Origin of the sequence: Burkholderia semiarida (assembly GCF_029268935.1) — a bacterium.
Taxonomy (GTDB): domain Bacteria; phylum Pseudomonadota; class Gammaproteobacteria; order Burkholderiales; family Burkholderiaceae; genus Burkholderia; species Burkholderia semiarida.
Genome location: NZ_JAHLCL010000008.1, coordinates 46,053 through 61,869, shown reverse-complemented (window position 1 = coordinate 61,869; position 15,817 = coordinate 46,053). Strand labels below are relative to the sequence as shown.

Annotated in this window: 12 protein-coding genes; 7 read left to right on the top strand and 5 right to left on the bottom strand. The window is 63.7% G+C overall.

The features are described 5' to 3' along the window. Nucleotides 1-44 precede the first annotated feature (44 nt). On the bottom strand, nucleotides 45-230 hold the full coding sequence (locus KPB06_RS23525) for a hypothetical protein (protein WP_275906010.1): 186 nt from the start codon (nucleotides 228-230) through the stop codon (nucleotides 45-47). A gap of 21 nt (nucleotides 231-251) precedes the next feature. Here KPB06_RS23525 and KPB06_RS23520 point away from each other — a divergent pair, with 21 nt between their 5' ends. The 7 genes from KPB06_RS23520 (at nucleotide 252) to KPB06_RS23490 (ending at nucleotide 10,393) form a co-directional block, all read left to right on the top strand. Next, nucleotides 252-2,870 carry a type VI secretion system Vgr family protein gene (locus KPB06_RS23520; protein ID WP_275906011.1) on the top strand — a complete coding sequence of 873 codons (2,619 nt, stop codon included), beginning with the start codon at nucleotides 252-254 and terminating at the stop codon, nucleotides 2,868-2,870. 160 nt (nucleotides 2,871-3,030) lie between these two features. After that, nucleotides 3,031-5,202 carry a T6SS effector phospholipase Tle3 domain-containing protein gene (locus tag KPB06_RS23515; protein WP_420831956.1) on the top strand — a complete coding sequence of 724 codons (2,172 nt, stop codon included), beginning with the start codon at nucleotides 3,031-3,033 and terminating at the stop codon, nucleotides 5,200-5,202. Further along, nucleotides 5,199-6,680: a virulence factor gene (locus KPB06_RS23510; protein WP_230951166.1), complete on the top strand. Its 1,482-nt coding sequence runs from the start codon at nucleotides 5,199-5,201 to the stop codon at nucleotides 6,678-6,680. The genes KPB06_RS23515 and KPB06_RS23510 overlap by 4 nt, the downstream gene beginning before the upstream one ends. Before the next feature lie 65 nt (nucleotides 6,681-6,745). Then, a complete protein-coding gene (locus tag KPB06_RS23505; RefSeq protein WP_275906013.1) occupies nucleotides 6,746-8,089 on the top strand; it encodes a virulence factor in 1,344 nt (447 codons plus the stop codon). A gap of 79 nt (nucleotides 8,090-8,168) precedes the next feature. Beyond that, nucleotides 8,169-8,426: a PAAR domain-containing protein gene (locus KPB06_RS23500; RefSeq protein WP_059579755.1), complete on the top strand. Its 258-nt coding sequence runs from the start codon at nucleotides 8,169-8,171 to the stop codon at nucleotides 8,424-8,426. Between the two features lie 18 nt (nucleotides 8,427-8,444). Beyond that, entirely contained in the window at nucleotides 8,445-8,759 is a 315-nt protein-coding gene (locus KPB06_RS23495) for a TrfB-related DNA-binding protein (RefSeq protein WP_059579849.1), read from the top strand. Nucleotides 8,760-8,914: 155 nt separating this feature from the next. Next, entirely contained in the window at nucleotides 8,915-10,393 is a 1,479-nt protein-coding gene (locus KPB06_RS23490; RefSeq protein WP_059579753.1) for an aminotransferase class V-fold PLP-dependent enzyme, read from the top strand. A 97-nt stretch (nucleotides 10,394-10,490) separates the two neighbouring features. On the opposite strand, the gene KPB06_RS23485 is transcribed toward KPB06_RS23490, so the two are convergent. The 4 genes from KPB06_RS23485 to KPB06_RS23470 all read right to left on the bottom strand — a co-directional run bounded on the left by KPB06_RS23485 (nucleotide 10,491) and on the right by KPB06_RS23470 (nucleotide 15,633). Next, nucleotides 10,491-10,658, bottom strand: coding sequence for a hypothetical protein (locus KPB06_RS23485; protein ID WP_226094112.1), 168 nt, complete (start codon nucleotides 10,656-10,658; stop codon nucleotides 10,491-10,493). 135 nt (nucleotides 10,659-10,793) lie between these two features. Then, the gene (locus KPB06_RS23480) at nucleotides 10,794-11,225 is read right to left on the bottom strand and encodes a hypothetical protein (protein ID WP_059579750.1); all 432 of its coding nucleotides are present in this window, start codon (nucleotides 11,223-11,225) and stop codon (nucleotides 10,794-10,796) included. A 43-nt stretch (nucleotides 11,226-11,268) separates the two neighbouring features. Further along, on the bottom strand, nucleotides 11,269-13,116 hold the full coding sequence (locus KPB06_RS23475; protein WP_060011793.1) for a S10 family serine carboxypeptidase-like protein: 1,848 nt from the start codon (nucleotides 13,114-13,116) through the stop codon (nucleotides 11,269-11,271). A gap of 702 nt (nucleotides 13,117-13,818) precedes the next feature. Beyond that, nucleotides 13,819-15,633, bottom strand: a complete 1,815-nt coding sequence (locus tag KPB06_RS23470) for an ExeM/NucH family extracellular endonuclease (protein WP_060011790.1) — start codon at nucleotides 15,631-15,633, stop codon at nucleotides 13,819-13,821. Nucleotides 15,634-15,817 lie beyond the last annotated feature (184 nt).

The window sequence follows — 15,817 nt, the reverse complement described above, 5'->3', positions numbered from 1 at the left end:
AGCTTGCTATTCTTCGCTCCGAAATTCCAAAGATCATCGCCTTGTCACCCTGAGAGGCGGATTCGAACCCATCCGAATCCGGAACAAAAAATAACGAGATTGTCGTTATGTCGATAGCAGCAACTTTGCGAAACTTTGCGTCGGGTCTCGTCGACCGGAACAAGCGTCCAGTCTCCCTTCATTTCGGTCAGGCGCAACGCGCAGTCGGTCATCTGCTGGCGCTCCATCATGCCGATATCCGCGAGGGGCTCATGTCGGGCATCGAAGGGCAATTGACCTGCGTGTCCACCTACGATCATCTGCCGCCTGCGCTGTTTCTCGGTTTGCCCGTATCGGTCCGGCTGACGACCGATCGAGGCGACATCCGGGCCATCAACGCAATCGTGCACGAAGTGCGGGCCGGTCAATCCGACGGCGAACTGACCGTCTATCAGTTGCATGTATGCGACGCCCTGTCGCTGATGGATCGTCGCACGAACGCGCGCCTGTTCCGCTCGCGCAGCGTGCCGGACATTCTGGCGACGCTGATGAACGAGTGGAAACAGCGCAGCCCCGCGCTCGCGCGAGCGTTCGATTTCGACCTGTCGACCTTGCGGGCCGATCGCTATCCGGCACGCGAGCTGACGCGGCAGGTCAACGAATCCGACGCACGCTTCATCCGGCGCCTGCTGCGCCGGGAAGGCATCACGGTCTTTGCGAAGGCCGCCCCGGCCGGCGGCAGACGCGGCGTGACCGACGAGCGGCCGATTCACACGCTCGTGTTCTGCGACGATCCGCATCGTCTTCCGGACGCACCGGCGGGCACCGTACGCCTTCACCCGCTCGACGCCGGCGTCGAGCAACGCGACACCGTGACGCTCTTCGCGTACGACCAGCGTCTGTCCGCGGGCAAGGTCCGCCGCCCGTCGTGGGATTACAAGACCGCGCGCGTGGACGATTTCGAGGCCTTCACCGGCATCGACCAGGGCGAGTCGGGGAACGATCTCGCGCGTTTGCTGACCGACGTCGCGATCGACATCCCGCACGTCGGCGACTCGTGGAACGATCACGCACGCATCGCGCACGACCGGATGCTGGCCCATCAGTTCGAAGCTGCGCGCTTCGAAGGCATCGGCACCGTGCGCGACATGCTGGTCGGATACGGATTCACGCTCGCGGGCGACCCCGAGCTGGATATGAAGTCGATCGATCGCCGTCGGTTCGTCGTCACGTCGATTCGACACGTCATCTGGAACAACCTGCCGAAAGACCTGTCGGGCCGCGCAAGCGGGCTGTTCGCGGCAAGCCGCAACCTGACGCCAACCGTTCCGCTGCCCGATGCATCGGGACAAACGGACACGCGCTACGAAAACAGCTTCACGTGCGTGCAACGCGGTGTACCGCTCAAGCCGGCCTACGATCCGACGATCGACGTGCCGCCGGTTCACCTGCTGACCGGCACGATCGTCGGCACGCAGGGCGAGCAGGTGTTTTGCGACAAGGCCGGCCGCGTGCGTGTGCAGCTTCACGGTCTCGATCCGGCGGACCACGCTCATGCGCAAGGCGCCGGTACGAACGGCCTGGCCGGCGACAGCGCGCCGATTCGCGTCGCGGCGAGTCTCGCCGGCGAATGCTTCGGCGCGCTGTTCCTGCCGCGTGTCGGCATGGAAGTCCTGCTGGGAAGCTTGTCGGGCGATCCGGACCGTCTGGTGATCATCGGCGTGTTGAGCAACGGTGCGAACCCGCCGGCGACCTTCAGCGATACCGGCGCGCTTCCAGGCAATCGCTACGTGTCCGGCATCAAGACGCGGGAAATCAGGGGGCGCCGGCACAACCAGCTTCGCCTCGACGATACGCCGTCGCAGATCTCCGCGCAGTTGGCAAGCGAACATGCGCACACGCAGTTGAATCTCGGCTACCTGACGCAGCCGCGCATCGACGGCCACGGAGACGATCGGGGCGAAGGCGCGGAGCTGCGCACCGACGCCGCCGCGGCGTTGCGCGCCGCCCAAGGCATGCTGTTGACGACCTATGCGCGTTCGCACGCAACCGGCGGTCAGCTCGACCGCGACGAGCTGATCCATTTGCTCGATCAATGCACGGCGCTGTTCAAGTCGCTCGGCGATCATGCCGGCCAGCATGGTGGGCATTCCGCCGACACGGCCGGTCAGGACACCCTCGCCGATGCGTTCCGTCACTGGAAACCCGGCAGTTCCGAATCCGGCGCTACCGGCGACGCCCGCGCATTCATGGCGTTCGGCGCGCAAGCGGGTTCGCTGAACGTCACGCCGAAAACGCACGTCACGTATGCGGGCGAGAACATCGATCAGATCGCGCAGCAACACGTGCAAATCACGAGCGGCGAGCGAATCAATCTGCATGCCGGGCATGGCGTCGCGATGTTCGCGCACGGCAATGGCGTATCGGCGATCGCGCATCAGGGGAAAGTGGCCATTCAATCGCAGCACGACGACACGCAAATCGAGTCCGGCAAAAGCATTCAGTTGACCGCGGCCGGCGGCAAGCTTGCCGGCACGGCGAGCGACGAAGTCGTATTCGTCACGGCGGGCGGCGCGTATCTGAAGCTGCATGGGAGCAATATCGAACTCGGATGCCCCGGCAAGTTCACCGTGAAATCCAACGGTCACGCATGGGACGGCCCCGCCAGCATGAGCGCCGATCTGCCGGCCTTCGATCGACATACGCTCGGCCGTGTCCCGAAGCTGATCCGCCCCACGGACGGCAACGCGGTGCCGGGGTTCGAAGGGCAGGTTCGAAAGGCTTCGGGAACGCTGTCGAATTTGACGACCGACACGGCCGGGGAACTGCCGGCGGTCGACACCGACCGGTTCGAGAGGCTGGCGGTGCAGTTCACCAAGAAGAATGTTTAACGAAAGCGCAGGATTCCGGATGAATCAGTCATCTCTTGATCCTCGACCGGAAGAGGACATCCGCACCAACGAGCACGCCGCGAAGGCCGACGTGCGCGACGCGGCCGCGTCGCGCCCGGAGGCGCCGCAGATCGTCGTCGGCCGGACCGACGGGGTCGCGATGTGGACGAAAGACACCCGCCTGATCTGCGTCAAGCAAATGCCGTTGCCGGGTGTCGTCATCTTCGTGCATGGCGTGAACTCCGAAGGCGAATGGTTCGAGGCCGCCGAGCAGGGGCTGTGCGATGGCCTGAATCGCCGGCTCGGGCGGCTGGACGATCAGTTGAAGTATCACGGCATCGATGCCGGGCAACTGGTGCCGGCGAAGTACACGGAAAGCGTGACGCCGGACGGGTTTTTGAACCCGAAGCTGCTTGCGGACAACTACGTCAAGCATGACCCGTCCTTCTCGCCCGTCATTCATTTCCGCTGGGGCTATCGCGCAACGGCTGCGGAGCTGAAAGAGTACGGCGACAAGATCTTCCTGAACGAGAAGGACTATTGGGGCGGCGGCCCGTTCACGAACGGTTGCGCGAGCCTGCCCGATCTCTGGCACGGCGGCCTCGACGACCGCGCGGCCGGGTGGTTGACCGTCCAGGGGATCAACCCGACCAATCGGCCGCTGTATCGCGCGCCACCCCGCGCATATGGCGTGCTCGCGGCGTTGCGCCTTGCGAGGTTGATCGAGTCGATTCGCCGCATGCAGGCCGACGTGCCGATCACCGTCGTGTGCCATAGCCAGGGCAACATCGTGGGCCTTACCGCGGCCTTCTTCGGCGATGCACTACCCGATGTCGAAGATCCATGGGGACGCAGCGGGCATTGCGTGGCGGATGCCTATGTACTGGCGAATGCGCCGTACAGTCTTGCGCGCGCAGATGGCCCGAATCCATCCGATACGTTCATGGATACTTGGTCGCAACGCGCGACCCGGGACGGTGGCGGCCGTCGCGGACGGCAGACCTACACCGCCCGCACGAAAACGTTCGGCAAGTTTCTGTCGATCATCGGCACGCGGAAGGCCTACGAACTGCCCGCCGACAAGATCGATGAAGACATGGCGAACGAACGGGTATCGCCGACCAGCAAGAAATCTTATGCAGCACAAGAGGATCGGATACGCCACGGCCTGAACGGATCGACGTATGGTCGCGTCACCGCGTATTGCTGTCCGCATGATCAGGTGATCTCGGCGGTCACGGTTCAAGGCATCGGTTGGCGCGGCATCGACAAGAACGAACTGAACGATATCGGTGTCCCCGGCGTGCTGACGCAGCGCGTCTTTGCCTCCGGCTTCCGGGTTGGCGTGCAGAAGCACTATCGCTATTGGGAAGACGACTGGCGGCATGGCAAAAAGGGAACGACGGCGGGATTCTGGTATCCGCCTTCGCCGCCTGCCAAGTTCAATCTCATCGGTGCACTCAAGGGAAACGAGTCTGTGTTCGGGGTGGCGGCCACGCTTGCATCGGCGCCGATCATGTTTTTCGTCACCCAGATCAGCTCGGCATTGAACATGTTCCGCGTGAACGCCGTTCCGCCGCAGGGCTGGACCGTGGTGGCGGACGCGCCGGCACTCGACGAACCGTTCGCGCCGAAGGCGTTGCGGTTCGGCAAGCCCATCGAAACGAAGGACGGCAATGCGACAAGCGACTTCAACGAAGGCAACGATCCGCCGGCCGCATGGCGCGACGCAAGCAAAAGCGAGGCAGACAAGCGCGCGGACGATCCCTACGATCAGTACGAGGCGAAGAACGCGGACAGTGTCGCGCAAGGGACGGCAGAGAGCGAAGCCGGACAGCGTTATGAGGATCGCGCGTTGATGCGGATGGAAGCGCGGCGAACGCTGAATACGGAATGGCTCGATGGTGATGGCCACGTAATCGGCGAGGACGGCAAGAGCGAAATGCCGGAGGGCTACAAGGAATGGCGAGATCAGCAGATTGTCGATTGGCTCGATCGTGGCGCGACCAACAGCCCGACGAATCACTCCACGACGATGACCAATCCGAAGCACGCCGAAAAGGCGCTTGCGTACGATGTGGCGATCGGGGTTTGCTATCTGACGCCGGAGCAAATGAAGGTGCTACGGCTTGAAGCCGATTGGAGGATGGGAGACGGTATTCCGGACGACAAGCCGAACAAGAAATATGCAGAGTACTTTATGCGCGGACAGCTTGACGAGATTCCGATGCATGAATGGGTACGTACAGAGAACAGTGAAGGCAGGATGCCGATCGCGATCACGGACGAACGCGAAGGACAGTTTTATCTGAAGGTGGGGGAAGCGGTATGAAGGTGCTGATCGTTACCTGGCCGCGACGTGTTGCCGTTTCGGTCGGAGCATGGATCATCGCAGCCGTACTCATGGCCTCGCTGATGGCACACGTAGAACAACCGGACCCGACACAGTTGGAATTTGGAGATTGGATGAAGCGATTGGTAGTTGTACCCAGTTTGGTAGCGCTCATGGTTTTTCTGTTTACTACGGCCATGACCCGTTCCGCGCATTCCGCGCCAACCCCTGAGTTCGTAGCGAACTCAGCTCCGGCCGCCGCAGAGCCGGCGAAGCCATTTGTTGCCCAAGTTGTCGGTCTGATTTGGTTGAATCCATTGCAACGCATGGATTACCCGACCGAATGGCAGTTGTTGTGGACGCAAGGGCTTTCCGGGCCGAACAAGAATGACGATATGGTTCGCACCGACCCGCAGTCCTTTACTACTCTCCAATCGGTAGCAGGCATCGCATATGGCAACCGCGGAGCAGAAACATTTAGAGGGTTCTATCGCAAGTACATGACCAAGTTCCCGCTGCTGCTTCACTCACGCTATGCGAGCAACGCGAAGTATTTCTACACGGTCAATCCTGACGATAAAAAGAACTGGCGCGAGTTAGCCGGCATCCGTGTCGAGCTCGCGATTCCGGAGCGACTCGACGCAGCCGAATCGCAAAGCTACTTGCAGGACTCGATCCGAAAGACGTTCTCGATCGGCAACCCACATTTTCCGACGATGTGGAGCCGCAATGCGCTCCCCGACGTACAAGTCACGCAAGGCGGTGCAAACGCCGGATTCACATCGCTGAACAATGCGTTGGACTACTTGCAGGCGAACCCCGACAAGAGCGTCTGGGCGATGAACTGGGACGCACCCAACTTCCCGCCCACGGACGCACAGATCAACGAGAATCTTGTCGTGCTGTTCCTCGCCGGCCCGACCTTCAACACCGAGCGTGAACCGCTCGCCTGGATCGGCAAGGCAGCAACCGGCAACACGCATGATTTTCCGAAGAAGACCGGTACGACGCGAATCGTGCAGGCGTGGAAGGCAACCATCGACCAAGCCGCACGCAACGCCGGCATCGCGGCCCCCGACCTCAACTACATCGTCCACGACGCAGGTAAAGGCAGCGACGCATCGTCGGCACGCCTTGCTGCGCTCGCGCAGACGTTGACCGAAACCCTTCCCGAATACGACCACCGCAAACAGACATTCAACACGGCCGCCCTGCTCGGCGACATGGGAACAGGCAGCGCATTGACCGACGTCGCGCTCGCCATCGGCCGGATCAACCACTTCGGCGGCAACGCACTCGTCGCCGGCACGACCGACCCCGAGCACCCGGTCGCGGTCGTTGTCCGGCCACCGTCGAAGCTCACGTCGATCGATCCCGGCAAGGACTGGTTCCGCGCACGCGGCGGCAACAACGCCTACCTGCCGTGGTGGGGACGCCGACACGATACGAATTACGGCATGCAGGGTTATTCATGGTGATGCACACCGGCACGACAGCGCGTTAAACGTGAACGTAGATGTTGTATCGAGCAGCAGGAGGTGGGATGAAACGATTTGTAGTTGTACCGAGTTTGATGGCACTTGTGGCGTTTCTGTTCTCGACGGCCATGATGCGCTCGGCGCATTCCGCAGCTGCCGCTGAACCAATAGCGAACGCAGCTCCCTCCGTCGAAGAGCCGGCGAAGCCATTCTTTGCCCAGGTCGTCGGACTCATTTGGTTGAATCCGTTGCAACGCATGGACTATCCGACCGAATGGCAATTGCTATGGACGCAAGGGCTTGTCGCACCGAACAAGAATGATGACATGGTGCGCACCGATCCAGAATCTTTCGCGAAGCTTCAATCGATTGGCGCGCTGGTATATGGCAACGAAGGCGCAGAAACATTCAGGGGCTTCTATCGCAAGTACATGACCAAGTTCCCGCTGCTGCTTCACTCACGCTACGTGAGCAACGCGAAGTATTTCTACACGGTCAATCCTGACGATAAAAAGAACTGGCGCGAGTTAGCCGGCATCCGTGTCGAGCTCGCAATTCCGGAGCGACTTGACGCAGCCGAATCGCAAAGCTATTTGCAGGACACTATTCGAAGGACGTTTTCGATCGGGAATCGGTATTTCCCAACGATGTGGAGCCGCAACGAACTCCCTGACGTACAAGTCACACAAGGCGGCCCCAACGCCGGCTTCACATCGCTGAACAACGCATTGGACTACTTGCAGGCGAACCCCGACAAGAGCGTCTGGGCGATGAACTGGGACGCACCCAACTTCCCGCCCACGGACGCACAGATCAACGAGAACCTTGTCGTGCTGTTCCTCGCCGGTCCGACCTTCAACACCGAGCGTGAACCGCTCGCCTGGATCGGCAAGGCAGCAACCGGCAACACGCGCGATTTTCCGCCGAAGGTCGGCACAACGCGCGCCGTGCAGGCGTGGAAGGCGACCATCGACCAAGCCGCACGCAACGCCGGCATCTCGGCCCCCGACCTCAACTACATCGTTCACGACGCAGGTAAAGGCAGCGACGCATCGTCGGCACGTCTTGCCGCGCTCGCGCAGACGTTGACGGAAATGCTTCCCGAATACGACCACCGCAAACAGACCTTCAACACGGCCGCCCTGCTCGGCGACATGGGAACAGGCAGCGCATTGACCGATGTCGCGCTCGCCATCGGCCGGATCAATCACTTCGGCGGCAACGCGCTCGTCGCCGGCACGACCGACCCGGATCATCCGGTCGCGGTCGTTGTCCGGCCACCGTCGAAGCTCACGCCGATCGATCCCGACAAGGACTGGTTCCGCGCACGCGGCGGCAACAATGCCTACCTGCCGTGGTGGGGCCGCCGACACGATACGAATTACGGCATGCAAGGCTATTCATGGTGAAGCACACCGGCACGGCAAATCGCTTCGTCCGAACGTGATCGCCGCGTCAGACCTCAAACCATTTGGAGGAGGAAATCCCATGCGGGGAATTATCCGGGTAGAAGATACGCACACCCACGGCGGCCGGGTCGAATCCGGCGCCCAAACAAGCACGGTGATGGGGCGCGCGGTCGCGCGTATCGGCGACGCGTGCTCGTGTCCGATTCATGGCGCCTGCGAGATCGCCGAAGGCGACCCGAGCTTCGACATCGAAGGCCGGGCCGCCGCGTTCGACGGCCACAAGACTTCGTGCGGCGCGGAATTGATCTCGTCACTTCAACATTCGGGGCGGATCTGAATGCAAACGACCCGACGCATGACTGCCGAACAGTTCCGGCTGTTGCGGCTTCAGGATACGCGGACCAAGCCGCTGAACCAGTGGGCCTTGCACGAGATTTTCGTGAAAGGCAGATCCCAACGGGCGCTGGCCGCCGAACTCGGCATGACGGACTCCGCGATGTCGCAACTGGTGCGAAAAACCTGGCGGCGCTATCTGGAATTGCCCAGCAGCGCCACCCGCCTCACGACGCTCACGGTCACGATCCCGTCGAAGTACGAGCACGCGCTGCTGGCGTGGGTGCGGGATGCACACCGGTTGTCGACCCAATCCGGCCCCGATACGGCGACGTGATCGGGCCGGCGTGCTCATATAAAAACAAATTCCCCAATTCCGCAAATAAATAAAACGTTATTCCACGTTAGATCGAATCGTCAGCCAACTTTGGATCCTTTTTCCCTTCTGTCCCCCGTATCATTCCGTCACCACGCAATGAGCAAGAAACGGACATGAGCGACATCCCCCCGCTGCACTACCTCGACTACGCAGCCACGACCCCTGCCGACCCCCGTGTGATCGAAGCGATGACGGCCTGCCTCGGCTTCGACGGCATCTTCGGCAATCCCGCGTCCAGCTCGCACGCGGCCGGCCGACGGGCGAAAGACAAGGTCGAGCATGCCCGTGCGCAGGTCGCCGCGCTGATCGGCGCGGATGCCGACGAGATCGTCTGGACCTCGGGCGCCACCGAATCGAACAACCTCGCGCTGAAGGGGTATGCGGAAAACGCGACCGGCAAGCGCCACCTGATCACGAGCCGCCTCGAGCACAAGGCCATTCTCGACACGATGGCGAACCTGTCGAAGCACGGCGCGCAGGTCACCTTCCTGGCGCCCGACGCCAACGGCGAAATCACCGCCGACGCAGTGGCGGCCGCGATCGGCCCCGACACGGGCCTCGTGTCGCTGATGCTCGTGAACAACGAGATCGGCACGCTGACCGACATCGGCGCGATCGCCCGCGTCGTCCACGCCGCCGGCGCGCTGCTTCACGTGGACGCCGCGCAGGCGCTCGGCAAGACGCCGATCGACGTGCGCGCGCTCGGCATCGACATGATGTCGATGTCCGCCCACAAGGTGTATGGCCCCAAGGGCATCGGCGCGCTGTTCGTCCGTCGCGAGATCGCGAGCCGCATCGCGCCGCAGATTCATGGCGGCGGCCACGAGCGCGGGCTGCGCTCGGGCACGCTCGCCACGCATCAGATCGTCGGCATGGGGGTAGCCTGCGAACTCGCCGCTGAAAAGCTCGACGGCGAGGCCGCGCGGATCGCGGCGCTCGGCGCGCGGCTCACCGGCGCGCTGTTCGCGCTCGGCGACGTCACGCAGAACGCGGCCGCCGCCCGTCGTATCCCGCACACGCTGAGCCTGACGGTGCATGCGCCGGGCTTCTTCCCGTTCATGCTCGGTGAAGCGCTTGCCGTGTCGTCCACCTCCGCATGCAATTCGACCAGCGGCGCACCGTCGCACGTGCTGACCGCGATCGGCCTCGATGCCGAAACGGCCGGGCGTACCGTACGCATCAGTTTCGGCCGTTTCACGACGGAAGAGGACGTCGACTTCGCGATCGCCTGTTTCACGCGGGCGATCGAGCAATGCCGGGCGGCGGCGGCGACCGGCTTCACCGCGTCGCGGCAGATCACGCCGGCCGACCTGAAGGCGATCCGTAATGCCGGCTTTCGCGCGGTGATCTGCAACCGGCCCGACGGCGAAGGCGCGGATCAACCGGCGTTCGAGGAGATCGCCGCCGCGGCGCGCGAACTGGGCATGGATGCGCGTTACCTGCCGGTCGAGCGCGACCGCATCGGCGAAGCGGAAGTCGACGCGTTCGGCGCACTGGTCGACACGCTGCCGAAGCCCGTGCTCGCGTATTGCCGCAGCGGCAGCCGCTCCGGCCTGCTGTGGAATCGGCTGTCCGCTCGGCGCACGGCCTGAGTCGCCGCTGTCCCGCCATGACGCGTGACGACCCGCGTTCACGCACGAAGCCGATGCTTCGCTGCGTGGCCGTCGGCGGGCGCCCTTCACATCCGCATCACGCCTCGTCATCGCCGTTTACCGGCGTATGGATCGCCAGCTTCAGCGCGGGATCGTCATTCTTCGCATAGAGATCGTGGCTCGTGTGAAACAGCGCGATCATCCGCGGCGCCTCGTCGGCCCGGCTCGCGGCGAACAGCGCACGCGCGTGCGGCGCCTCGAACATGTAGACAAGGATGTTGCGATCGACTGGCGCCGGCCCGTCACGTAGGCACGCCGCCGAAAATGCGCGACGACCTGCGCGATGATCCGCGGCCCGCGCGAGGGAAAGCCGCGCCGGCCGCCGCCCTGCGTTGCTACGTCACTCGTCTTGCTGTTCCTGCTGCGCCTGCACCTGTCGCTGCCGGATGAACTGCCGTACATCGCTCATCGTCACGCGGCCGGTGTGCTTCGCATCGATCTCGTCGAAGTGCTGCGACACGAAGCCGAGCCCGCTGCTCTGCGCCTGCGCCTTCGTCACGGCCGCGCCGTTGCTCAGCACGGTATTGCCGCCGAGCCGCGCGTCGACGCGCTGCTGCGCCTGCTGCTGCAGGGCCGCACCGGTCGACGGCAGCACCGGCGCCGCCCGCGTGGCCGGGAAGAACGGGCCGTCGACGCCGCGCCCGCCGTGCGGCAGCTTCACCGGCGCCACCGCCTGCGGCGGCAACGCGTAGGCACTGCTCATCACGGCACCGAGCACGATCAACGGGGACATACGCCGCATCAATTGGATTAGGGACATGATCGCTCGCATTCAATGGATGAATAGAGGGTTCCTTTGACAAGGAGTCCGTCGCTCAGGGGGCGGCCGCCAGCGTCGTCGCCGCTGTCGCGCCCGGCGCGCTGCCGGTCGGTACGCCCGGCGGGTTTTCGTCCGGCCACGGCGGCGGCAGCGTATGCAGCGTCAGCGCCGTCGGAATCCGCGCGCCCTTGTAGAACGTCTGCAAGTCCCGCTTCATCTGCGGACGGGCAACGTCGTCCAGATAGATCATGTGGCCGCCCTGGAAGAAGTTCACCTGCAGCTTCGGATTCAGGCCCTTCACCGTCTGCAGCCGCGCGAGTTGCTTCTCGGTGTTGAAGAACGGCGTCGCGAGATCGTGGTAGCCGTTCTCCGCGAGCACGCGCAGCTTCGGGTTGAGCTGCAGCGCACCGAGCAGATCGGGGATCGTGTCGGGCATCGGCTGGCCGTCGTGCGAGAAATCCCAGACGCCGATGATGTCGTCGTTCAGCGGCAGGTACGTCGCGTTCGGGGCCGTATAGCCGAGATAGTCCGGCATCTGCGTCGCGAGCGCGTTCGTGAACGGCTGCGAGATCAGGATGTCGGACGGATCGCCGTCGGTCTGCAGCCGCGGGTCCGAATTCGGCAGCGACACGCGCCCGTCGTAGCGGCCGATCGTCGCGCCGGGCACCAGGCTCGTGCCGAACGGATTCGCGTTGAAGTAGTCGCGCAGCGCCCGCTGCGTGAGGCTCGACGGAATCGACCACAGCCTGAGCGTCGCATCGCTCGGGAACACCGGCGTGCCGAGCGCATCCGGAATGCCGAGCTGGCTCAACACCCACGACTGCGAATACTTCTGCAACTGGCTGTAGATCAGCGTCGTGAACAGTTCCGTCTGCAGTGCGTACAGATCCTGGTTCACCGGCGCCGGCGACACCTGGTTGAAGTACGCCGCGACCGCCGCGTAGCCGGGCAGGTAGCCGGCCACCGTATCGGTATCGAGCAGCAGCCCTTCGGTCGACTGCGTGATCGCCACCGCTTCCACCGCGTCCGCGAAGTAGTTGAGGATCGACGACTGCAGCACGATGCCCGTCAAGTGCACGCCGGCCGATTCGAGCGCGAGCGCGAGCATGTCGGTACGCGGTGTGCCGTACGATTCGCCGTACAGGTAGATCGGCGACGTGCCGCGGCCGTTGACGTTCAGGTAGCGCTGGATGAAGTCGCGCATGATGTTCACGTCCACGTCGGAGCCCCAGTACTTCTGGTTGGTGTTCGGCAACACGGCTTCCGACAGCCCGGTGCCGGGCGGGTCGATGAACACGAGGTCGGTGGTGTCGATCAGGCTGTCCGCATTGTCGACGAGCGGATAGTTCGGCCAGTTGGTGCCGAACAGCGGATCGGGCGTGGCCACGCGGGTCGGCGCGAACGAGCCGAGCCGCAGCCAGATCGACGACGAGCCGGGCCCGCCGTTGTAGACGAACGTGACCGGGCGCGGCTTGCCGTTGGTGCTGGGCGCCGTGTACGCGACATACGACATCGACGCTTCCGGATTGCCGTTCGCATCCTGCGCGGTCAGGTGGCCGGTGGTCGTCGTGTAGTCGATCGTCTTGCCGCCGCCTTTCCACTGGTAATGCATGACGGCCGCTTTCTCGGACACCTGCGACGGCGCGAGGCCATCGGTCGCGTTCATCGAGTACGCGACCGGGTCGACGTACGGCTGGTTGGCCGCCGACGCCTGGGTGCCGGCCGCCTGCGCGCTGGCCTGCTGGCTCGCGGTGGCCTGCGCGAGGCTGGACGCGCCGACGGACGACGAATCGTCGCCGCCGCATGCCGCGAGCGCCAGCGTCATGGCGGTCATTGCGCCTAGCCCGGCCAGCCGGCCGCGACGGACACGGCGGCTGCCGGTATTGCTCTTGTCTGGTTTCATCTCTTTCCTTCGGCTTCGGATACCGCATCACAAAGGCCGCCAACGCCCGCGACACGCGCAGGCCTACCCCGCGACTCGCGTTGCAAGGTCGGCAGTCGGCGGTTGGGAATGGGACTTCTCAGAGACTGAACTTGATACAGACACAGCAAACTGCTGGCGAGAATGATGCCCGGACGCGCCCCCTGCAGTTTGGCCAACTTTTGTATTACCGAAATTTACGACATGACAAAAATAGGCGGTGCTGCGCCGCGTTGTCAAAGATCATTCGGATATTAAAAATCCCGCGATGATGCGAAGGGCAGATAGTGTCTGGGATTTGAAAGAAAACGGAATTATTCGTGCAAGGTAGGCTTTATCAGCTAGGTCGCGCCGACTATTTTACTTTTTCAGCACGGCGCAGAAGCCGCTTCCCGTATTGGCGCAACGTATCGAAAGCCTTCATATCGACAGGATCATTCTTTCAATTTTATTATCGCCAATCGATTAAGACGATGCAGCATCATGCACACGCCATTCGATGATTCTTTCCACTTCAATCGCGTTTCAATCGAAGTGCCGATGTGCACTGCGTCATCCATAAAATACCGGCTCGACTAATTATTCGCGGCATTATTTACCCGGTATTCGAACGGCTTTCCGGGACGGGCGCGACGCGCGGCATTGCCGCACATCGCGCCCGTCGTCGCAAGACTCAAACCACGATTACTTCCCGCCGCCCGGCAGCGCGATATCGATCAGCACCGGATCGTGATCCGACGAACGATACGCATCGGCCGCGTAGAACGTCTTCTGCTGCTCGGCCGACTTGTACGCGAGCGTGTATTGCAGCGCGAGCGGCTCGTCCGCGTTGATGTGCCATTCGTGCACGGCCTTCACGTGCGACGCGAGCGGCAGCGTCGCGAGCGCGTGGTCGAGATAGCCGGCTTCGCCGTTGTACACGTAGCTGTACGCGTTGGCGCCGATCCAGCGCGCGACGAGGTTGCGGTAGCCGCGCGATTCGAGCGTGCGGATCGGGTCTTCGTACGTGTAGCTGTTGAAGTCGCCGATCAGCAGCACGCCCTGGCTCTTGACGCCCGTCGGGTTGCCGGCCAACCAGTCGGCCACCTTCGCCGCCGCGCGCGTGCGCGTCGGGTTCCAGCAGCCCTGCCCATCGCCCTGGTCGAGATCGTCGTTCGCGGCGTCCGGGCAGTTCTTCGACTTCAGGTGGTTCACGGCCACCGTCAGCGCCTGCTTGTTGCCGCCGACCAGCCGGAACGACTGCGCGAGCGGCTGGCGGTTCTTGTCGTCGATCGCGAGCGTCGCCGCGCGACCGACCGGTTCGACCTTGCGGCTGTCGTAGATCACCGCGACCGCGATCGCATCGCCGCCGAGCCGCGACGTGCCCGGATCGACCACGCGCCACTGATTGCCGAGCTTCGCCGCGAGCTGGCGCACCGCGCTCAATTCGCCGTAGCCGTTGTTCTGGATTTCCATCAGGCCGATCACGTCGGCGTCGATGGCCTTCAGCGCGCTGACGATCTTCGCTTCCTGGCGCTGGAATTCCTGGAACGTCTTCGCGCCGCGGTTGTTTGGATCGTCGAAGCCGCCGCCGAGACCGTTGCCGTTGAAGTAGTTGAGCACGTTGAACGACGCGACGCGCAGGTTCGATTTCGGGTCGCGCGCGGGCGCGTTGGTGCGCGGGTTCTCGCGCTTGTCGAACGCCGGCACGGCCGCGCCCGGCAGCGGCTGCACGCGCCATGCGCCGTAACGCACTTCGAGCACGCCCTCGACGTCGCGCACGGTGTAGCCCGCGCGCAGCGTGTTCGCGGCCGACAGGCCCGGCGCCGGATACGGTACGGTCGCGGGGTTCTGCTTGTTCGAGCCGTCGTCGAGGATCAGACGGTTGCGCGCATTCGCGTCGATCTGCGTCTGCGCCTGCGCGGGCGGCACGACGCTCGTCGGCGTACGCAGGCGGCCGTTGCTGAGCATCACGCTGCCGTAGCGGCCAAGCTCGTAGTTGTCGGTGACGCTCAGCGTCTGCGGCAGGCGCACGCGCATCCCTTCGTATGCGGCGAACGCGTTCGGGCCGTCGACCGGCAGCGTGAGCGTCGCGGGCGTCACAGTCTGGCCGTTCGCGCACACCGCGATCGCGCCCGACAGCGTGAGCTGCGTCTGCCCGTATTTCTCCTCGACCTTGCCCGTCACGTGCACGAGATCGCCGGCCTTCGCACGCACCTTCGGCGCATAGACGAACAGGCCTTCGGACACGCCCGGCTGGTTGCGGCGCTGCGCGTCGGCCTGCTGGACGAAGAAGCCGCCAAAGCCGTCCGTGCCGCCGAAATCGGCGGTGACGACGGCCTCGATCGACGCGTTCTGACCGGCGAGCGGCGACGGCGCGCCCGGCCCCTGGATATCGGCGATCGGCGTCGTGCTGCCGCCGCAGTTCGGGCTGACGGGCGCGGCGGTGGCGCCGAATACCGGCGCGGCGAGCGTCGGGAGCAGCAATAGCGGGGCAAACAGGCGGATTGTCGAGCGCATGGCGGGAATCCCGGTTGTGAGGGTGGCGAAAGCTTAGCGGCGCTCAATGACAGTTTTTGGTAATCGAGAGACAGGTATATGTAATTATCGCTATCGCGCTGAGATCGCCACCGACCGCGCGTTTACCCCGGAAAAAGCGGGGGTTCGTCTGACGAAAGTTCGCCGCGCCCATGACGATTGCCCC